This window comes from Natrialba sp. SSL1 (assembly GCF_001861355.1).
In the GTDB taxonomy this organism is placed as follows: Archaea; Halobacteriota; Halobacteria; order Halobacteriales; family Natrialbaceae; genus Natrialba.
Window position 1 is genome coordinate 92,784 of sequence record NZ_MASN01000035.1, and the last position, 19,681, is coordinate 112,464.

The window sequence follows — 19,681 nt, forward strand, 5'->3', positions numbered from 1 at the left end:
TCGTATCCATAGCTGCTAATCTATGGTTATAATCCGAATTAACCATCACATTGATGTATGTGCAGGCTAATGAGTCCACTGACAGGGAAGCCACCGTTACTCGTTGTTGCCAACACTACACTTCAACGATACTGACGTCACAACTTCCTTGTCAGTTTGGCTTGCCAGCAGTTCACCACTATCCTGCTGGCAACCATATTCTAGACCTCCGGTCTCTGGTTCCAGTCACACGTCCACAGCACCGGATATGTCGAATGGCTCGCCCGCGTTGGCAACCGCGCTGATACGAACCGTTTCACGAATTCGTCTTCTATACTGTTCTTCCCCATCTTGCCGATTCTACCGTCATCGATCGAAGTACTCTGTGGTACTCCCGAGTTGTCGTACTATGCCAGCCACCCGTTCCAACACACAGCATCATAATTGGGCAGAACGTCTAATACGACGGACTGTCTCGAAACTAAACGTGAGACAGGAGTCTTTCGCAGATCAGGAGATCGGTGACGAACTCGACGCCACAGCGGAGGGGAGCGTCGATACTGACGTCGAATACGACAACGAAGCCGCAAACGAGATGCAGGAGTCGCTTGCGACACTCGGTGAGAGTACGGCCGAAATTGGGGATCGGCTCGAGACCATCCACGCCGAAGCGAGCGAGCAACACCAGGCGATCATGCAAGTCGCAGACGAGACGTCGAATCTATCAGCGTCCGTCGAGGAGATTGCCTCCTCCGCCGAGGAGGTCTCCGCCGCCGGCGAAACGGCCCGCGATCTGGCCAAAAACGGACAGGCGTCCGCGTCCGAAATCGGGACGGCGATGAGTGAGATTCAGGAGGCAGCGAGTGACGTGTCGAACGACGTCGCGACGATCCAGCAAAGCGTCGCCGAAATCGACAAAGTCGTCGAAGTGATCAACAATATCGCTGACCAGACGAACCTACTCGCGCTCAACGCCTCGATCGAAGCCGCTCACGCAGACAAGGCCGGCGACGGCTTCGCCGTCGTCGCAAGCGAGGTCAAGACGCTCGCAGAGGATTCCCAGGAACGGGCGACCGAAATCGAGCGCATGATCAACGACGTCGAGGAGAATACGGCAACGGCCGCCGAGAGCCTCGAAGAGAACAACGACCGGATCGAACGGGGGATCGAATCGGTCAACCAGGCAATCGACATTCTCGAAGAGATCCACGATACCGTCGACGAGGTTTCAGACGGCATCGCCGAGGTAGCCGAGGCAACCGACCAGCAGGCGTCGAGTACCGAAGAAGTCGCAAGCATGGTCGACCAGACCGTCGCCAGCGCCGAAAATATCGCGGAACAGACCGAAGAAATCGCCAGCGAAATTCAGAATCAGACGAATCAGGTCGAGAGTATCGACCAGACACTCGAGTACCTCGCTGACGACCTTGCCCCATCACCGGCTCCGTCGCCGTAAGCGGCAAGCGCCGGGTCAGTTTCCGCCACGTTCTGGTTGGTGATTACGGCTACAATCAGTCACTACAGCAAATATATTGTCGCTTGAAGAGAGACAATTCAGCTGAATGCAACTATATCTGTTCGAATACCTTCTGAAATAAATCCACTAATGATCGTATGGGTTCACTCATGCACAGATGTGGCCCACAAGCATGCGTTGAGGGCAGTGGATTTATATATGGGGAAGGAAAGAGTCCGGGCAATGCTACTCTCAGTCGACCGTTCGGAGGCAACCGATTCGCAGTCGCCGAGTTTTGAAGTGATCGCTGCAGTCGCCGAGCAGGAGGGTGTCGATCCGACCGATATCGAACCGCCAGAGTACCAGGCGCTGTACGATGTCGTCAACCCCGAAGCGCTGGATTCTTTGTTTGCACCCCGCCAGGATGGCTCCGATCGGCTTCCGGGACGCGTCGAGTTTATGTTCAACGGCTACCAGATCGTCGTCGAAGGCGAGGGAGACGTTATCGTACAAGACTCTTCAGTCTAAGCAGTGTACGTCCCCCACTCGAGTACTTCATCTCATATCCTGTCGGTACTCGAGTTGCTACTGTTCGAGCCGGGTACGCCACTCGTCCGGGATAGGCCGCGACTGTTCGCTCTCGCGGTCGATAAACACCTGGACTGTACTGGCGGTGGCGACACGAGAGCCGTCGGCACGGATCTCGTAGCGCATCGGTAGACTGGCCGTCCCGAGCTCACCGACTGCAAGCGCGATGGTGACCGTCGCATCGGCCTCGATTGGTCGTTCGTAGTTGAGTTCGACGTTGGCAAGAACGGTGTCGAGGTTGACGAGCGACGTGTCGAAAACGTCCGTGAAGAACGCCTCACGAGCCTGCTCGAGGTACGTTGCGTACGTCGCGTTGTTCACGTGGCCCATAAAGTCGATATCCCGCAGTCGAACGTCGACTTCGACCTCGTAGTCCGCGTCGAACGACTCGTCCGTCTCTCGATTGTCGGTATCTGGAGTCATGGTACCGGCTGACGAAGTCGACCACTGTATCGTTGCTGGTTCAGGCTGCGTTTTCGGTCACTCAGTTGGGGCGTTCCGACTATGCCTCTCAGGCCGTCCGCTGAACGGACTCGAAGACTTCCTCGTGAAGTCGCGTCGCAACGCGATCCATCAGTGGTTCCATGTTCTTCGTGTCGGCCCGGTTGTATTCGACGAGCGTCTCGAGTGCCCCCTCGTCACCACGCTCGTACTCGTGCCAGAGTCGAACCGCGTCGCGGCCGCTGATGTCGGGCATCTCACGTTCGATGCCGAGGTCCTGCTCGATTGCCTTCAGGCCGCCGTCGAGGCCGACCTTCTTGCATGGGTACATGAGATCGACGTGCGGTGTCGTCACGTCGACATCGTAGCAGGTCTCGAGGAAGGGCACGTCGAACCGCTGCCCGTTGAAGGTGACCAGCAGCGAGGCGGACTCGAGTTCGGCTGTGAGTCGGTCGCTGGTCAGGTCGCGGTCCTTGACGAACGTCTTCGTTTCGCCGCCGCGGTGGAGGCTGACCGTCGTTACGTCGTTACAGCTCGCGTCGAGGCCGGTGGTCTCGATGTCCAAAAAGCACGTCTCCTCGCGGACGTTCTCGTAGAGTCGCCAGCGACTCGAGGCGGGAAGCGCCTCGGCAAACGGCGTGAGGTTGCCCTGATCGAGGTGCTGGCGGCCGTCTGCGATGAACTCCTCGATTCGATCGGCGAGCGTGTCACCGACGACGCTGCCGTCGAAGTCGTCCCAGTGGGTGATCCCGTGTTCCCAGAGGCGGCGCTCGGTCGTCTCGCCGACGCCGCGGACCGGGATGAAACTGTTCTCGATTCGCACACCAGTGGAGGGGACCGGTGGAAGGAAAAGCGCTTGGATCTGTCGGGCGGCCGCGGCGTGTCGACTCCCACGCTCTCGCCCCGTACTCGCTAGCTGTGGTCCTCTTCGACCACCAACACGATGCCCGGATTTTCATACCGGGACCCCGTAGGGTGCGTATGAGCGATCCCGACACTGGTCCCGACGCCGACGCTGGCTCCGGCGGACCGGAGCCGACGGACGAACTCGCTAACGCCGTCCACGAACTCACGGAGACGATCGACGAACTGCGCGAGGAACTCGCAAACGGAACCGGCACGCGGCGGAGAGCGCCTCCACGACCCACGTCACGTCTCCGGCCGCCGACACCCGGCGAAGTGCTCTCCTTTACCGACAAGGTCGCGATCCCCGCTGCGATCACCGTTCTCGAGTCCAGCGTGCGTGCACTCGAGACGTTTCAGCGCGGACTCAAACTCGTCCGGACGGAACGCGAGGTCAGCGACCGCACGAACGAGGCCGCAGAGGCGACGAGTGAGCGCGCGACCGACCTCCGTCGGACGACGCTCTCACAGCTCGATACGGTCCTCTCACAGCTTCAGCGAGCAGCCTCGTCGGGTACACTCCCTGCCGACGAGGACGCTCGTGACCTGCTCACCGAGGCGCGTGAGCTTCGAGACGAGGTCGATACTCGGCTGCGCGATGCGACGAGTGGGGGTTCGGATTCGGCGGCCAACGCTGGCAGTTCCGACGGGGACGACACAGCCGGTAGCGGCCAGCAAGATGCGGTTCGGATCGATATTACGGACGATGAACCGACGGCGGAGACTGACGGGAGCACCGATGACGGCACGGTCGATGTCAACTCATCGAACGAGCCGGAGTCGACCGTCGATGTCGACGCCGAACTCGAGACGCTTCGGGATCGGTACGGGTCCACCGACGAACCGGAAGGCGACGACGAGACCGCTGCGGACGATAGACAGGACGGGCAGGACGCCAACAGCGACAGCACCGACGGCAGCGCTGACACGGATAGTAGCACCAGCAGCACCAGCAGCAACGAGAACACCACCGACGCAGGCGAGAGCACCAACGACACTACCGGTAGAGACGACAGCAGCAACGCCACCAGTCGCACAAACAGCAGCAGCGACGACGCTCACGTCACAGACGACAGCAACGACGACACCAGCGCCACAGACGATAGCAATCCCAGCACCAACAGCGACGACTCACAAAACGGCAACGACCGCTGATCAGACCGGCTCGAACCGGTAGCCGTCCCACTCCTGACTCTCAGGCTCTCGGATTCCCGCACCCGGCTCGCGCAGTTCGTCGACGTGAACGGGCTGGACCTCGTCTCCAGTCTCGACATCACCAGTCGTAAGCTGACCGAGCGCGCGGACGATTTCACCCTTGACATCGAACTCGACGATCGCGAGATGATTCGGCTCACGGACTCCCGGCGGGGTCGCCATCGAGGTCGTCCAGGTGATTACCTCCGCGGTGTACTCACTCAGATCGACCGTCTCGACCGGCTCCGTTCCGCCCGGCCCGCGCGGGTGGCCGGGGTAGCTGATCGTGCCGTCCTCGTATCGCGTCGCTTCCATCGTCATTGTGCTGCCTCCATGATGGTCGTAATCACGCAGTTACCGAAGCCGCCGACGTTACAGCAGAGGCCGACCTCAGCCTCCACCTGCCGGTCGCCGGCTTCGTCCATGAGCTGTTCATAAATCTCGACGCCCTGTGCAACGCCGCTCGTCCCCAGCGGATGCCCCTTCGATTTGAGCCCGCCCGAGGTGTTGATCGGCAGCTCGCCGTCCCGTTCCGTCTCTCCCTCCTCGACCAGCTTCCAGGCCTCGCCGTGCTCGGCGAAGCCAAGCCCCTCCATCTGGAGGAACTCGAGTATGGTGAACATATCGTGGAGTTCGGCGACATCGATGTCGTCGGGGCCCCGGCCGCTCATCTCGTAGGCTCCCTCGCCGCTCTCGACGACGCCGCCCATGACCGTCGGGTCCTCGCGTTCGTGGACGACGTGGGTGTCCGTCGCCCCGTCGATGCCCGTGATGACGGCGTACTCGTCCGCGTACTCCTGTGCCACCGACTCAGGACAGAGCATGAGCGCCGCCGAGCCGTCCGTAATCGGACAGAAGTCGTACAATCGGAGCGGGTCAGCCACGATGGGGGACTCGAGTACCGTCTCGAGATCGACCTCCTTCTGGAACTGGGCGTGGGGATTGTGGACGCCGTTCGCGTGGTTCTTGACGGCGACCTTCGCGAGGCTCTCGCGGGGTGCGTCGAAGCGCTCCAGATAGTGGCGCGCGGTCAGGCCCGCGAAGGAGGGGAGCGTCACGCCCTGTTTGTACTCCACTGGATGGGTTAGCGAGGCGATCACGTCGGTCGACTCGCCGGTCGTCCGGTGGGTCATCTTCTCGCCGCCAACGAGCAGCGTCATGTCGCTTGCGCCGCTGGCGATGGACTGCCAGGCGGCGTAGATACCCGCGCCGCCGCTCGAACTCGTCTGGTCGATTCGCTGGGTGTACGCTGGCGTCGCGTCGATGTCCTGGGCCAGTGCGTTCATGATGCCGGTTTGGCCCTCGAACTCGCCGCTTGCCATGTTCGAGACGTAGAGGTGGTCGACGTCGGCTGCGTCGACGCCCGCGTCGTCGAGACAGGCGAGGCCGGCCTCCGCGAGGAGGTCCAGAATCCACCCGTCTCGTTGCCCGAACTGGGTCATCGACGAGCCGATTACAGCAACACGTTCCATATCCTACTGCACACAGGTCTGTGTTTTATAAGATTGGGTCACCCGTCCTGCGGTCTCTCCTGCAGCCGTTGGTCCGTTGGTCCGCCGGCCCACCGGCTAACCGGTCTCGGACACGAGCAAGTAAGAAACGTATCGAAGTTGGGTGTGCCAGCAGGGTCAGGCCGAATCCGCCACAGTCGCCTGCAACTCGCTCGCTCGCGAGCGCGCCTGCGAAATAACTGCAGGTCGGGCCTCGAAGGAAACCAGCACGTCCTCGTCGCCGTAGGTCACGTCGTCGACGTGGGCGTTGTCGTGAATCCAGGAGACGACGCTCATCGTCTCGTCCGTCATCGGGAGCATGAGTCGCTCTTCCTCCCAGTCGGGGAGTTCGTCGTCGATCCGATCGAGCAGCGCGTCGATGTTCAGCCCCTCCCGCGCACTGACGGTGACCGGATTCGGCGCGAGTGCCGAGAGCGCCTCGCGCTTCTCCTCGAGTTCCGTCTCGTCGACGGCGTCGATCTTGTTGAGCACGGTGACGATCGGGGCCTCGTTGCGCTCGTAGAGGGTGTCGTGACTGGTGACGAGTTTTTCGTGGATATCGTCCACGTCTTCGCTCACGTCGACGACGAGGAGGACGAGATCGGCGCGGTAGACGGAATCGAGCGTCGACTTGAACGATTCGACCAGCCAGTGAGGGAGATCGCTGATGAAGCCGACAGTGTCGGTTACGAGCACGTCCCGCGGTTCGATAGCGGCTCGGCGCGTCGTCGTCCCCAGCGTGGTGAACAGTTTGTCCTGGGACTCGGCGGTCGTATCGAGGTCTCGGTGGAGGCCCTCGTTCTCCTCGACGTCCAGGTCCTCCGAGAGCCGCCGCAGGAGCGTCGACTTGCCGGCGTTCGTATAGCCCGCGAGCGCGACCAGGTCGAAGCCGGAATCGCGCCGGCGCTCTCGGCGGTGTTCCTCGGTTTGTTCGATGCGCCCGAGCTCGTCGTTGATTCGGCTGATCTGGTTCTTGATGTCCTGTTCGCGGCTTTCGTCGTACTCGCCCAGGCCCATGAAGCCGGGATGCTCGTCGCGCTTTGCGAGGCTGGTCTTGGCCTCGGCGCGCGGCAGTTCATAGCGTAGTTCGGCGAGTTCGACCTGTAGCTGTGCCTTTCGCGTCTGGGCACGCTGGCCGAAGATTTCGAGGATTAGCGTGAACCGGTCAATGACCTCGACGCCCTCGGGGAGCAGTTGGCCGAGGTTGTACGTCTGGTAGGGGCCAAGACGATTGTCGAAGATGACGGTCGTTGCCTCGGTCGCTTCGACGACCTCGGCGAGCTCCTCGGCTTTCCCCTCGCCGAGCTGGAGTGCCGGATCAGCCCGGCGGGACTGGGTGACCTCGCCGGCGACGGTGTACCCTGCTGCGGCTGCGAGGTCGGAGACTTCGCTCGTATCTGGCGTTCCGGAGTCGACGCGCTTTGCGATGATTGCTCTCATGCGGGTTTGAGTGTGGGTTCTGTTTCGGGTTTGGATTCGAATTCGAATTCGGGTGTGAGTCCAGGTTCGAGTTCGGGCCCGGGTTCGAGTTCGGATGTAGACGGAGACACGGACGGAAACTCGGATTCGAAGAGCAGTTGCTCCGTCGTAACTGCGAACGGACGTTCTGCAGAGACGCGACTGGTCGTGCGTCGCTGTCTGCGTACTGTCTCGTCTGACTGCGGAGAGAACGGACGATGTCGCCGCGGCGCTCGTGGTGGTTTCCCGTGCCGTCGCCTTCGCAACGCCGCCGGGATGCGATCAACCACGCTCGTCGTGCCGGTCCGCCACCTCCGTTAGACGATCCACAGCCATACTCGCGCGTACGGTTCCAAGCGCCTTGAATCCCGTGCTCGCCCCACAAATTTCTCGGGTCACCGCACCGATCACCTGTTGTATTCGGTCCACCACTTGAGTCCAACGCGTCCAATTCATCACGCCGAATCCATCGCAGTCACATCACTACGCCCACCCCATCATACCGACACTCCTACACCCAACTCACTACACCCACACTCCCACGCCCAACCCGCCACGCTGACGCTGCCACGCCCGATCAATCACTCCGCAACACACTCACTCGATCACAACAGTCATTATCGGTGATCCGAATGCTCGCGATAATGGTCTCTGTCGATCCGACGACGCTCGCACTCGAGTTCCTCGCCGGCGCGATTCTCGGCGGCTTACTCGGTTTTGCGACCAAACGAATTGCGAAGGTGCTCGCGATTATCTTCGGTGTACAACTGATGGTGGTTCGCTATCTCCAGTCGCAGGAAATTCTCATCGTCGACTGGGATCGGCTCTCGGCGGGGCTCGTGTCGACGAGCGAAGGGGCGGCCGAGACCCATCAGGCCGGGATGGACGTCCACTGGCTCGAGTCGCTGCTCTCGGTTGGGACGATCGCAGTCGGCTTCACGAGTGGGTTTCTGATCGGGTATCACCGAGCCTGACTGGGACCACTGACGAACAGACGCGCTTCATCGAAATCACATGCCAGCCGATCGCCTCACGGACAGACACAGTACACCACTCTAAAACACTGCTACCGCGCTATGTGCGCAACTCAGCGCGTCTGCAGGTCGTCCTTGTCCTTGATGATCTCCGTCTCCGCCTCCCCACTCGAGTGCTCGTTGACCACGTCGTAGAACTCGTTTTGCATCCCCGCCGGGAACGTGACCACGCCGATCCACGAGCCGTCGGGCTGCCACTCCTCGCGTTCGAGATCGCCGAACTGGCGAACCTGCGCCTGCGCGCTGCCCGCGTAGTCCGCCGGAATCTGGACCGCGATCGTCACTTCCTCGAATCGGATCGGAATCACCGGCCGGAGGTCGTCGAGCGCCTCGTCGACCTGGGACTCGACCGTCTCCATCGGGTCGACCGTAAAGCCCGCCTCCTCGAGTGCGTTCTCGATGCGCTCTGGCGGGTGGGGCGCGTTGTCCATCTGTGGGTTGACGGCGTTGCGCGTGATGGTGTTGATGAGCTGTTTGCGCTTCTGTTCTTGCATCTCGCGGCGCTGTTCGGCCGTGATCTGGATCTCTCCCTCTTTGACGACCTCAGGGATGATCTCGAGCGGGTCGGTCGTATCGAAGACCGTTTCGAGGTCGTCCTCGGCGGGGCGGTCGCCGCGGGAGGCGTTCTCGAAGACGTCCTCTGCGGCGATGACGTCCTCTAGATCGTCGTCGAACTCGTCGCGCTTCATGGCGAGCGCGGCGTCCGGGTCGACCAACACTTCGAAGCGCGCCCCGTGGGATTCGAGTCGCGCTGTCACCGCCTCGTCGAGTGATATCATAGCAGTGAGTTCCGTCGGCCGCCTAAAAGAGTTTTTCCTGCTGGTGTGTCGATCGCTGTCGTTCTACGGGCTCAAATCGACCAGAGTTGGTACTCGAGTCGTGGTGGTTGTTTCGAAACGGCTGGACGAAAAGTGTTCGCGGCCTGTGGTCTGTGGTCCGTGGGTCGCGAATCGCAAGTCGCCGTTTGCCAGTTCTCGCTCGCGGCGTAGTGCGGTCACTCGCCGTCGTGACACTCGATTGTGATTACTCGTCTGGCTCTTCTTCGCCGTCGTCGAGGAGGTCGTTCTCTTCTAGGTGGTCCGCGATGCGGTCCTGTTCGAACTGCTCGAAACTCTCGCTTTCTGCGTCGATGGTCGCGAGTCCGACCTCGCTCGGCAGCAGCGAGCCGTCGTTGACCGACGCGAGTGCGTCGAGGGCGAGCTGGATACCGCCGTCCAGATCTGCCTCGTCGTCGTAATTCTCTTCAAGGTAGTTCTGGAGTTCGCTGCGGTCGGCACCGACAGCGAGCGCCTTCCACTCGTACGGCGTGCCGGACGGGTCGGTCTCGAACAGGCGCGGTTCGCCGTTCTCGACGCCGCCGACGATCAGCGCGACACCGAACGGACGAGCGCCGCCGACCTGCGTGTACTGCTGGATGTGGTCGGTGACCTCCTTCGTCAGCGTCTCGACGCCGATCGGTTCGCCGTAGCGCAGCTGGTTGACCTGCGACTGGCGGCGCGCGAAGTCGATCAACTGGCGCGCGTCGGCGACGTGGCCGGCGCTCGCGATGCCGATGTGGTCGTCTGCTTTGTGAATCTTCTCGACACTCGAGTCCTCGAGTAGCGGCGAGGGAACGCGCTTGTCGACGGCCAGCACGACGCCGTCGTCGGTTCGAACGCCAATACTCGCCGTGCCACGCTTGACCGCCTCGCGGGCGTACTCCACCTGGTAGAGTCGGCCGTCGGGCGAGAAGATCGTGATGCCTCGGTCGTACGCCTGCTGTTGGGCTTGTCCCTGCATAGTATCACGCTAAATCGTAATCGGAATCGTCGTAATCGAGGTCTGTCGTCCCCGCGAACGCCGCATCGAGTCGCACGTCTACAGATCCATCGCGCACAACGGCGACTCGCTCCTCGTTCCCGAACACGACGTGTCTCTCTTCAGAATCTTGCCCGCGGCGTCCTAAATACTTTTCTTCAGCGGCACGGATCGTGCCACTGATACCGCTGACCCGTAGACCGACCGGCTCACCGTCGATATCGTCGATACAGGCGATCGCTGCCCGGGCCTCGTCGCTCCAGCCGTGTCTGACTTTGACGAGCGCCTCACCGACGCCTGCCGTCGAGTCGAACTCGAACTGCAGCACGGAGAGGTCGGCGCGGGCACCCCCCGGATCGCCGAGCAGATTCTGGCCGGCGTACCAGCACTCGCGCTGAAACGCCCGCCGGTCGATCGAGCTATCCGGCCAGCACTCGAGTTCGACTGCCAGATAGCGCCAGCGCGGGCGGAGGTGTTTGGGGAGGTGTTTCATTGGTTAGGTGGTCCTATTCTGCGTCTATGCCGTCAGCACCGCGACCACGACCGCGTTCGGCTACCAGCACGCCGACCTGTTCGTGGACGCGCTCGACGGCCGTCAGCGAGAAGCCGGCATCCGTGAGCGCGTCGGCGAGGAAGCCGACGGTCGCGGGATCGTCGACCTCGGGTGAGTAGAACGGCTCGTCGGGGTTGGGCTCGCCGAAGAACATCACGTCGCCGAGGACGAACCGCTGCGGGCCGAGGTCGCCGATTACCGAAATCGCCTCGCGCTTTTCCTCGTCCGAGAGGTGGTGCATTGCGAAGTTGGAGGTGACAACGGTGACCTCGCCGTCGTACTCGGGCTCGCGGAACGTCCCGCGATCGAATTCGACGTTTTCGATCCCCTGCTCGGTCGCTTTGGACGCTGCTTCCTCCATCATGCCCTCGCTGATGTCGCGGCCGACGACGCGCTCTGCGTCGGGGGCGAGCGCGAGCGCAATCGCGCCGGTCCCGGTGGCGAGGTCGAGGACAATTTCGTCCGTATCAGGCGCGGCGTGCTCGATTACCAGGTTCGCACACGCACGATACTCTTCGGAGCTGTTGTCGTCGTACTCGCTTGCGGCCTCGTCGAAGCGGGCGGCGTGTTCCTCAATGCTCTTCTTCATACCTACCTCGTTCGACCCCCGGCTCAATGAACGACTCGGACTGAATCCGACGATTGCGCTCGGCGAGGTGGCCCCACTCGGCGAGCCCGTCCTCGATAAATGACTTCGAAAAACCGATCTGGTCGCCGAGCGCCGCCAGTTCTCTGGGTGCGCGCAGTTCGAGGTGCGACCGCGGCGTCGCGCTCACGACGTAGGGCGCGTCGTAGTAGTCGATGATATCTTCTAACTTCCGCAGCGATTGGATGACTCGAACTCGCCGGCCGCCGTGGGTTCGGAGCACGCCCGAGAGGTCGAACTCGAATCGGACGCCGTTCTCGGCTGCCGCCTTCGCGAGTACGTGATTCACGTCGCCGCTGTCGGTCATCGGATGAGCGAGCACGTCCACCTTCTCGTTCTCGACGGCAAAACGGTTCATCGCCGGCGAGCCACCCGAAACCGTAACGATGGTCTCATCAGTTCGATAGTTCCCGACCGCACCACTGGCCTGCTCGACGCTGTCGGCATCGATTTCGACACCTTCGACAACATCGACGTCGTACGCCGCACGTATCTCGTCGGCATCGAATTCCGCGCGGGTACTCGAGTCGTTGCGCACGACCACGCCCTCGAAGCCGAACCTGGCCGCCGTTTTTGCGAGTCTGGCGACCGTGCTCTCTCCGTCGGGGTGGGCGTGGACGGCTTCGTACATACGAGACCTCTCACGCGGCGCGAACTTGGGGTTTGCGTCATCCGGTTGCGGATCCGCGGCGGAGTTAGCGGTTGTGGACTCGAGGAGAGAGTGAGAGAGTGTTGTGAGTCACAGGATGGGGTTCGGGCAGAGCGGTGGGACCAGCACCCGAGAACGGGTGTCTGCGGTCCGACTCAGTCCATCGGGTTGCGGATGAGTTGGCCGTGTTCGACTTTCATACAGCGGTCCTGAACGACAGCGATGCCAGCGGCTTCGGCCGCACGTGCTGCCTCGTCGTTCTGCGTTCCTGGCTGCATCCAGATGGCCTTCACACCGTCGCGATCCAGCGCCTGTGAAACGATATCCGGAACTTCCTCGCTCGGCCGGAAGATCTGGACGATGTCGACGGGGTCCACAACGTCGGACAGTGAATCGAACGCACGTTCTCCCAAAACGTCGCTCGCGTGCGGGTTGACTGGTCGAAGTTCGTACCCGTGTCGCTGGAGATACGCTGGGACGATGTGTGCTGCTTTCTCGTGCGAGGTCGATGCGCCGACGACTGCAACGCGGTCGTAGTCGAGAATCTGCCGGAGCTTCTCTGGGTCTTCGATTGGCACAGCCATACCTCGTTGCCACTACAAATGAATCCACACCCGGCCGTACGACGGCTATCCGATCAGTGCGTAACCGGTCGCAGTTGGTACTATCAGCTGTTCGTGCTACCGACTGCGTCGCGTGGACTTACGTGGAAACAGTGAAAGCGGGAATCGGCGTCGAAAGACATCCGCCGCGAACTCGAGTGCAGTGGCTCAGTGAAAGACGATACTGTGAGCGGTGTGAATTGCTCAACTGATGATGGGTGAGAAAACCCGTCGCAGTCGGATGCTAGTTCAGAATCGACTGTGCAACCGTCGCGAGCTGGCCGTTGTCGGCCTCGCGCAGGCGGTCGTCGCCGATCTTCAGACGCAGGCGCGGACGGCCGACGTCGATCGGCACCTTTTCGGTGTCGATCAGGCCCATGTCCTCGAGTTTGGTCTTCGTGCGGCTGAACGTCGCCTTGCTGGCGATGCCCACGTCCTCGCCCCACTTGCTGATGTCGTACAGCAGGGCCTCGTTCTTCGCCGCGACGAGCAGCGAAATCGTGACCTCGTCGAGGCCGTCGCCGTCGCCGCGGGCGGTCTCGAGCGAGTTGAGAATCGCCGTGAAGTCCTCCTCGGCGTCAGGGCTGATCTCGTCGGCGAGCGTCTCGCGAACGTCCGTAATCGGCGGTGTTCGGAGGTTGAACGCGGAGGCGTCCTCCCAGCGGGCCGCGTAGGTGTCGTAGGTGTCCTCGACGAAGCTGTCGTCGTCGGTGACGAGGCCGCCGACGCGGTCGCCGGCGTGGACGACGGCGATGACGCGCTCGTCCGTGACGAGTAGCGAGTTCTCTGGTGCTTCATCGAGCGTGTGGAGTGCGAGTGCGCCCTCGCTGATGAGGTCCGCCGCGTTCGAGGCCACGATGAAGTCGTCCATGACCGCTTTCAGGGTGCGCTCGTCGGCGAGCATGTGGACCGATGGGAGCGAACCGTCGAACGCCGTGGCGACGGAAATGAACTCCTCGATCGCATCCCGCGACGGGTTGACCATGTACACGTCACCACTTGCGTCTTCGAGAATCGATTCCAGTATATCGTCAATCTGGTGGTTGAGTAAATTCGAAGCCATCTCTCTACAGAAGTAAACGAGAGCGCGGTACTTAATTTTGGTGGCCCTCCTCACGGCAGAACTTCTCACCTGGCTGACGAACAAGTAATTTTTGTGCGTTTGTAGTTCATTGCACCGACACGTTTAACTGATCTACACAGATGTGGACCGAATCTCAACGAGCCGGGTACTGATGTTTAGTACGGTCTCGTAAACCGATAAAATTTGCGTCAGTTATATGTTTTGGTTCTGGCATTGGTAGAATGTATGGACGCGATACCTCCCCGACCCTGGATTGATGCTCGGTCCCTTCACCACTCCGTTCTCGCAGCCACCGCACAGATTTGGGAGTCGCTTCCACGGCTCAGGTCAGAGCGTGTGAGCACGTACGGCGGACCGTAGTTCGCGATCGGAACGACTGTTCTTCCAGTCCCGACGGCGGGTTGTGACCCGCGGCGCACACGCTGTCACTCACGATTCGAACGTCGGCCAGACCGCGTGCGACCACTCGATGTCGCCATCGTAGATTACCGACGCCGACGTTTCTTTGAGCAACGTGACGAGTTCCGACGCCGAGAGTACGAACGTCGATTCGGAGCCACAGAGGTACGCCACCTCGTTGTCTGCAGTGTGGGGAAAGTAGTATGACCCCGTGAGACGCGGCGAGTAACAGTCGAGGGTGACCAGATACTGCTCATCACCAGTTTCGGCGTCAGTCTGGTGGTCGGTGTCGCTTCGGGGGTACTCGAGTACGGTGTGGGTGTTGGGTGTCGTATCGGCGTCGGCGTTGGCGTTGGCATCGGTACCAGTTCCGATGCCGGCCTCAGTCGCCTCCGGTCGCGGGTCCGGTGCTGCGTCCACAGTTGTTGCATCGAATTCGTCGACGCGGACCGTCGTCGGGAGGCGGTGTTCGCCCTGTGTCAGCGAGTGGGTGCCGTCGCCGACGACGGTGTAATCCTTGCCCATGATAATCCGCCGTCGGGCGAGCGCCAACGCTCGCTCGATGCTGAACCCGTGGACTAGTAGCTTCGCGAAGGCTGAGCCGACCTTGACGGCATGGTCGTTCAACACCTTTCTGACCGTGACGGCTCCTGCGACGCTGCCCTTCTCGATCAGCGTCCGGCCTTCGTAGAACGAGCCACAGGCGTTGAGGAAGAACGTTTGTGTCTCACAGCGATCGAGGCTCGTCATCGACAGGTGGCCGTCCGGACAGCGCAGACCAGCCTCCTCGCAGTGACCGATATAGTGGACGAAGTCGTAGCCATCCTCGAAGATTCGGGCGAGTTCGGCCGTCGTAACCCCTTCGGTGACCCTGACGGTCATCGGCAGCTCGCCCGACCGTGCGCGATAGATTTCCGAAACGTCGTTGTGCTCGCCGGCCATCTCCGGATCGTTCAGGACGACACAGACCGATGTCTCCTCGCTCGCCCGCTCGAGGTACTCGAGTCGGTTCACGTACGCCTCGGGGGCCGCGTTGAAGACGTCGATCGGGACGCCGTCCGCGAGCCAGCCGTGGACCCGCCCGTGTCGCAGTTCGGGTTTGACGATGTCGACGGACGCAACATCCCCGCTGGAACCGGATCGCTCGCCACCGCCGTAGGAGGCGGTGAGCGACCGGTCCACGAGCTCCTGCCCGTCGAGACGTGAGGTCTCCGGTCGGTAGAGCAGACTGAGTCGGTCGAGCAGGAACGGGAGCGTCTCGACGTGCTCGTACTCGGGGGCGACGTACGTCGCGAGGTGCCACTCCGGTAGGTGGGACTCGATGGCCTCGAACGGAACGTCGAGGTAGGCTGCCAGCCGCTCCTGGGGTGTCGCCTCGTAGAGCCGTGCCGGTTCGATGTCGATCTGCTCCTCGTCGAGCGCCGCTTCCTCCGCTAACGCCGTTCCGTAGGGACCAGCGTTGCGAACCAGACAGTCGAGGAAGAACGTCTGTCGGAGGAGTTCCGTGACCTCGGACTCGAGTGCTGGCGGGCCGGCGAGGTGGTAGTCGATGCCGAGGTCGGAGAGGCGGAGCACGACACCGGTCTCTGCGTCAGGATACAGCGACGCGTCGGTTCGAAGCCGTGCCTGCAGGTAGTACGCGAGCGGCGCAACGAGATAGATCGACTCGTAGCAGGGAGGGACGACGAGTTCGATTCCGGTCTCGGGCGTATCGGCTCGGATGCAGTCCGGCACGTGCAGTTCGTCGCCGAACTCGAGAAGCGGCGGGTGGCCCCTGAGTGTCGGATAGGATCGGTCAGCGCTCGTCGTCTTGTGCGAGGAGGCCAGGTGCGAGATGGCGGTCGCGAGCGCCGAGGGCGAGTCGGGAACGGTAATGCTGCCAGCAGGGAACTCGTGGTGGCTGCGAAAGCCGAGGTCGACGCTGGTCCGTTCGGGGAAGGAGATGACGACGGATTCGAAGTCGTCTGTTCGTTCGATACGGGCCGAACTGTGGAACTGAAGGTAGCTCTTGATCTCGGTGTCGATGTCCACGACGTACTCGCCGGGCGGGAGCGAAAGTGGGTCTCCACAAGGGCCGAGTTCGATCGGTTCGGACGCCGGATCCAGCGGGAAGGCGTAGACGACGGCGTGTGGGAACCGGAGTTCGCTCGCGCGCACTGAGATGGTTTCGTCGACCGGGCGCGGGAGTTCGGGATTTCGGTCGCGGATACCAAATTCTTCGCCCGTAATCGCCAGTGTCGCGCTGTCAGTGTCGGTAACGCGAACGCCGTCCTGTCGTTCATCCCACACGAGCATTCCATGCGATAGGTCCGACGCAACGCAGTTAGTTGTATCGGATGGTAATCGCTTGCAAGGAACACGATAGCCGGCAACAAACCACCACCGAACTTCGGAGCAGCCCACAGTCGAAACCACCATTGTCACCAGCAAACTCGCTTGTGTTCGTGTCTCGGTTTGCCGAAGAGAGGTACACTTATACAGCAGCCAGACACCACTTCGCACATGGACCACGAGCACGTTCGGGAAGTCGATCCCGCCGTCGCCGACGCACTCGATGGAGAGGTAGAGCGCCAGCGGTCGTCCCTGCAGATGATCGCGAGCGAGAACCACGTCAGCGAGGCCGTTATCGACGCCCAGGGGAGCGCGCTAACGAACAAGTACGCCGAGGGGTATCCGGGCTCGCGCTACTACGGCGGCTGTGAGTACGCCGACGAGGTCGAGGAACTCGCCATCGAGCGCGCTACGGAACTGTTCGGTGCCGACCACGTCAACGTCCAGCCACACTCGGGCACGCAGGCCAACCAGGCCGTCTACTTCGCGATGCTCGAACCGGGCGATAAGATCCTCTCGCTGGATCTGACCCACGGCGGCCACCTGAGTCACGGCCATCCGGCGAACTTCGTCGGCCAGTTCTACGACGTCGAGCAGTACGAGGTCGACGCCGAGACGGGCTACATCGACTACGACGGGCTCGAAGAACAGGCCGCCGAGTTCGAACCGGACATCATCGTCTCGGGCTACTCCGCCTACCCGCGCGAGATCGAGTGGGAGCGCATTCAGGACGTCGCCGACGACGTCGACGCGCTCCACCTCGCCGACATCGCCCACATCACCGGGCTCGTCGCTGCCGGCGTTCACTCCTCACCGGTCGGCACCGCCGACTTCGTCACCGGCTCAACTCACAAGACGATCCGCTCCGGTCGCGGCGGCATCGTCATGTGCAAGGATGAGTACGCCGACGACATCGATTCCGCCGTCTTCCCTGGCGGCCAGGGCGGCCCGCTCATGCACAACGTCGCGGGCAAGGCTGTCGGCTTCAAGGAGGCGCTGGAGCCCGAGTTCGAGGACTACGCCGAACAGACGGTCGCGAACGCGAAGGCGCTCGGCGACCAGCTCGCAGAGCACGGTTTCTCGCTCGTCTCCGAGGGCACCGACAACCACCTCGTGCTCGTCGACCTGCGCGAGAGCCACCCCGACACCTCCGGCGGCGACGCCGAGGAGGCACTCGAGGACGCCGGCATCGTCCTCAACGGCAATACGGTTCCCGGCGAGACCCGCTCGGCGTTCGATCCCTCGGGCATCCGCGCCGGCACGCCGGCGCTGACGACCCGCGGCTTCGACGAGGACGACTGCCGGACGGTTGCCGACCTCATCGCGCGCGTGATCGACGACCCGGACGACGAGGACGTACTCGAGTCGGTTCGTGCGGAAGTCGACGAGCTCTGTGCGGCGAATCCGCTGTACGAAGACGCGTAGAGTAGCTCCGGTAGCCGATTCGCTAGGTTTCTGGTTTTGCATTCACTAGATTCGACCGCCTCTTCTTTATCCAGTTTTGCGTGGGCTTCGCGGGTAATTCAGGGGACAGTGAACAGTGGCTCTGATCTGCTCTCCTGAAATTATTTATCCGTTGACAACGATTGGCCTATCAACGATGCTCGTGAGGCGGGCCATTCTCTCCACGCTTGTCGGTTTGCTCGGACTCCTCGCCGGCTGTTCGTCTGTGCTAACGACTGAATCGGACTCGGATCCGGGTCCGGACCCGAACGAACACGTCGACGATTGGCAAGACGAACCAACGCGCGCCACGGCAGCCCCACTCGAGTTCGAACGACCAGACAATGGGGAGGGATCGACCGAAACACAGTGTGGCTCGGCTTCGAGAGAATTCCTGGTGGCCGTTCTCGAAGACCGACTCGACGAAACGGACTCGGTGTCGGTTGCTCTCACGACAGCGTCTGGGTCCGAGCGACTCGGAATCGACGACAGCCGTGTACTCATCGTGAGCCGACACATCGTTGTCTCTCGATCAGGGGTGGTCCATTCGACGCCGCCGATCTCGTTCGAGACGGTCCGGGAGTCGACACCCGAGACGATCCGCATGACTGAGCGTTCGGATACTGACGACCTGTCGTGTCGCGTTCCCGTTTACGTACACGACGAAATTCTCGTTGAAGACTGACTGATCTCCCTGTTGATCGAGTTTCACTGCGCGGGTTGCTGCTGAAGCGACCGGCAATCTCAGCCAAATCGTAGAGATGGGTTCTACTGGAACTGGGACTAGCGACTCAATCGATTGGACATGCTCACCGTCAATAATCGACCAGTTCCAGCCTGGAAACGTCCGCAAAGTCGCCGTCACGCGTGACCAGCGAGGCACCGTGATGCCGACAGATGCCGGCGATCATCACGTCGGCCGCGTTGATCGGCGTCCCGTTTTCGAGCAGTTCCGCGTGAATCTGCGCTGCTTCTCGACTCACACCCGCGTCGAGCGCCAGCGGCTCTGTCCAGTCGAGCCCCGCCAGTACGTCCTCGACCGATCGGCTCTCGGCCCAGGCCGCTTCCCGGGCGACTTCGAACAGCGCCAGCGTCGGCACGTAGTAGACCGGTTCGTCTCGCTGCTCCAGAAACGACCGTGTTGCCTCGACGCCGTTCAGATAGTCGATCACGAACGACGCATCCAGTGCGATCATCTCAGAGGCTCCGGTCCCGTCGCTCCCCTCGCTCGTCGAACGCCTCATCGAGATCGACTCGAGTACGCTCGCTCGAATCTGGGAAGCCGTCGTCCTCGGCGAGCATGCCGAACCCTTTCATTACGTCCTTGTCTGCCTCGGTGAGGCGCAGGATCGTGTCCGTGAAGCTCTCGTCCTCTCGTTTGTGCGCTTTGAGATTCTGGTACGCTTCCGTCGTGATTGTAATGTTCTTCGTTCCCATACGTCTACGTGTACGTGTACACGTACACGGCTCGGTGCCTTAGGCGTATCGGGGCTCTCGGGAGACTGTAATTTGCCACCTGACGCGAAGACGGATTGAAACTGACGGCTCTGTTGAAACCCTCACAACCGGACAAGAGAGGCATGCTGAATACAGAGGATGAGTACAGCACGCCACCTCCGTTTGTTTCGCGCCGC

21 protein-coding genes are annotated in these 19,681 nt (G+C 61.8%); 6 read left to right on the plus strand and 15 right to left on the minus strand.

Going from position 1 to position 19,681, the window contains the following annotated elements; translation table 11 throughout:
* The first annotated feature begins 466 nt into the window (after nucleotides 1-466).
* Together BBD46_RS11485 and BBD46_RS11490 are read left to right on the plus strand one after the other, a co-directional pair.
* The gene (locus BBD46_RS11485; RefSeq protein ID WP_084777747.1) at nucleotides 467-1,435 is read left to right on the plus strand and encodes a methyl-accepting chemotaxis protein; all 969 of its coding nucleotides are present in this window, start codon (nucleotides 467-469) and stop codon (nucleotides 1,433-1,435) included.
* Between the two features lie 243 nt (nucleotides 1,436-1,678).
* Nucleotides 1,679-1,963: a HalOD1 output domain-containing protein gene (locus tag BBD46_RS11490; protein ID WP_071401850.1), complete on the plus strand. Its 285-nt coding sequence runs from the start codon at nucleotides 1,679-1,681 to the stop codon at nucleotides 1,961-1,963.
* Between the two features lie 57 nt (nucleotides 1,964-2,020).
* Here the strand turns inward: BBD46_RS11490 and BBD46_RS11495 are convergent, their stop codons facing one another.
* A complete protein-coding gene (locus tag BBD46_RS11495; protein WP_071401851.1) occupies nucleotides 2,021-2,446 on the minus strand; it encodes an acyl-CoA thioesterase in 426 nt (141 codons plus the stop codon).
* An 88-nt stretch (nucleotides 2,447-2,534) separates the two neighbouring features.
* On the minus strand, nucleotides 2,535-3,287 hold the full coding sequence (locus BBD46_RS11500) for a ribonuclease H-like domain-containing protein (RefSeq protein ID WP_071401852.1): 753 nt from the start codon (nucleotides 3,285-3,287) through the stop codon (nucleotides 2,535-2,537).
* Between the two features lie 158 nt (nucleotides 3,288-3,445).
* Between BBD46_RS11500 and BBD46_RS11505 the strand changes: the two genes are divergently transcribed.
* A complete protein-coding gene (locus BBD46_RS11505) occupies nucleotides 3,446-4,522 on the plus strand; it encodes a DUF7547 family protein (protein ID WP_071401853.1) in 1,077 nt (358 codons plus the stop codon).
* Here the strand turns inward: BBD46_RS11505 and BBD46_RS11510 are convergent, their stop codons facing one another.
* The 3 genes from BBD46_RS11510 to hflX all read right to left on the minus strand — a co-directional run bounded on the left by BBD46_RS11510 (nucleotide 4,523) and on the right by hflX (nucleotide 7,491).
* Nucleotides 4,523-4,882 (minus strand): nucleic acid-binding protein, encoded by a 360-nt coding sequence (locus tag BBD46_RS11510; RefSeq protein ID WP_071401854.1) that lies wholly within the window; start codon nucleotides 4,880-4,882, stop codon nucleotides 4,523-4,525.
* Nucleotides 4,879-6,033: a thiolase C-terminal domain-containing protein gene (locus tag BBD46_RS11515; RefSeq protein ID WP_071401855.1), complete on the minus strand. Its 1,155-nt coding sequence runs from the start codon at nucleotides 6,031-6,033 to the stop codon at nucleotides 4,879-4,881. Before BBD46_RS11515 ends, BBD46_RS11510 begins: the two co-directional genes overlap by 4 nt.
* Nucleotides 6,034-6,189: 156 nt before the next feature.
* Nucleotides 6,190-7,491, minus strand: coding sequence for a GTPase HflX (gene hflX / locus BBD46_RS11520; RefSeq protein WP_071401856.1), 1,302 nt, complete (start codon nucleotides 7,489-7,491; stop codon nucleotides 6,190-6,192).
* A 662-nt stretch (nucleotides 7,492-8,153) separates the two neighbouring features.
* Between hflX and BBD46_RS11530 the strand changes: the two genes are divergently transcribed.
* Nucleotides 8,154-8,483 (plus strand): FUN14 domain-containing protein, encoded by a 330-nt coding sequence (locus BBD46_RS11530; RefSeq protein WP_071402186.1) that lies wholly within the window; start codon nucleotides 8,154-8,156, stop codon nucleotides 8,481-8,483.
* Nucleotides 8,484-8,596: 113 nt separating this feature from the next.
* Here BBD46_RS11530 and BBD46_RS11535 read toward each other — a convergent pair whose 3' ends face one another.
* The 8 genes from BBD46_RS11535 to BBD46_RS11570 form a co-directional block, all read right to left on the minus strand.
* Complete coding sequence (locus BBD46_RS11535) at nucleotides 8,597-9,322, minus strand: ribosome assembly factor SBDS (protein WP_071401858.1); 726 nt, start codon at nucleotides 9,320-9,322, stop codon at nucleotides 8,597-8,599.
* Between the two features lie 244 nt (nucleotides 9,323-9,566).
* On the minus strand, nucleotides 9,567-10,322 hold the full coding sequence (psmA, locus tag BBD46_RS11540; protein WP_071401859.1) for an archaeal proteasome endopeptidase complex subunit alpha: 756 nt from the start codon (nucleotides 10,320-10,322) through the stop codon (nucleotides 9,567-9,569).
* Between the two features lie 4 nt (nucleotides 10,323-10,326).
* A complete protein-coding gene (locus BBD46_RS11545) occupies nucleotides 10,327-10,833 on the minus strand; it encodes an Rpp14/Pop5 family protein (RefSeq protein ID WP_071401860.1) in 507 nt (168 codons plus the stop codon).
* Nucleotides 10,834-10,846: 13 nt separating this feature from the next.
* Nucleotides 10,847-11,482 (minus strand): class I SAM-dependent methyltransferase, encoded by a 636-nt coding sequence (locus BBD46_RS11550; protein ID WP_071401861.1) that lies wholly within the window; start codon nucleotides 11,480-11,482, stop codon nucleotides 10,847-10,849.
* Nucleotides 11,466-12,170 carry an RNase P subunit p30 family protein gene (locus BBD46_RS11555; protein WP_071401862.1) on the minus strand — a complete coding sequence of 235 codons (705 nt, stop codon included), beginning with the start codon at nucleotides 12,168-12,170 and terminating at the stop codon, nucleotides 11,466-11,468. The genes BBD46_RS11550 and BBD46_RS11555 overlap by 17 nt, the downstream gene beginning before the upstream one ends.
* Before the next feature lie 173 nt (nucleotides 12,171-12,343).
* On the minus strand, nucleotides 12,344-12,766 hold the full coding sequence (locus BBD46_RS11560; protein WP_071402187.1) for a CoA-binding protein: 423 nt from the start codon (nucleotides 12,764-12,766) through the stop codon (nucleotides 12,344-12,346).
* Nucleotides 12,767-13,034: 268 nt separating this feature from the next.
* The gene (gene tbsP, locus BBD46_RS11565) at nucleotides 13,035-13,853 is read right to left on the minus strand and encodes a transcriptional regulator TbsP (protein WP_071401863.1); all 819 of its coding nucleotides are present in this window, start codon (nucleotides 13,851-13,853) and stop codon (nucleotides 13,035-13,037) included.
* A 450-nt stretch (nucleotides 13,854-14,303) separates the two neighbouring features.
* Complete coding sequence (locus tag BBD46_RS11570) at nucleotides 14,304-16,568, minus strand: hypothetical protein (protein WP_071401864.1); 2,265 nt, start codon at nucleotides 16,566-16,568, stop codon at nucleotides 14,304-14,306.
* A gap of 207 nt (nucleotides 16,569-16,775) precedes the next feature.
* Between BBD46_RS11570 and glyA the strand changes: the two genes are divergently transcribed.
* Both glyA and BBD46_RS11580 read left to right on the plus strand, forming a co-directional pair.
* Nucleotides 16,776-18,029, plus strand: a complete 1,254-nt coding sequence (gene glyA / locus BBD46_RS11575; protein ID WP_071401865.1) for a serine hydroxymethyltransferase — start codon at nucleotides 16,776-16,778, stop codon at nucleotides 18,027-18,029.
* A gap of 175 nt (nucleotides 18,030-18,204) precedes the next feature.
* Entirely contained in the window at nucleotides 18,205-18,732 is a 528-nt protein-coding gene (locus tag BBD46_RS11580; protein WP_071401866.1) for a hypothetical protein, read from the plus strand.
* A gap of 130 nt (nucleotides 18,733-18,862) precedes the next feature.
* Here the strand turns inward: BBD46_RS11580 and BBD46_RS11585 are convergent, their stop codons facing one another.
* Nucleotides 18,863-19,243, minus strand: a complete 381-nt coding sequence (locus BBD46_RS11585) for a type II toxin-antitoxin system VapC family toxin (RefSeq protein ID WP_071401867.1) — start codon at nucleotides 19,241-19,243, stop codon at nucleotides 18,863-18,865.
* Between the two features lies 1 nt (nucleotide 19,244).
* Nucleotides 19,245-19,484: an antitoxin VapB family protein gene (locus tag BBD46_RS11590; protein WP_071401868.1), complete on the minus strand. Its 240-nt coding sequence runs from the start codon at nucleotides 19,482-19,484 to the stop codon at nucleotides 19,245-19,247.
* Between the last annotated feature and the right edge of the window lie 197 nt (nucleotides 19,485-19,681).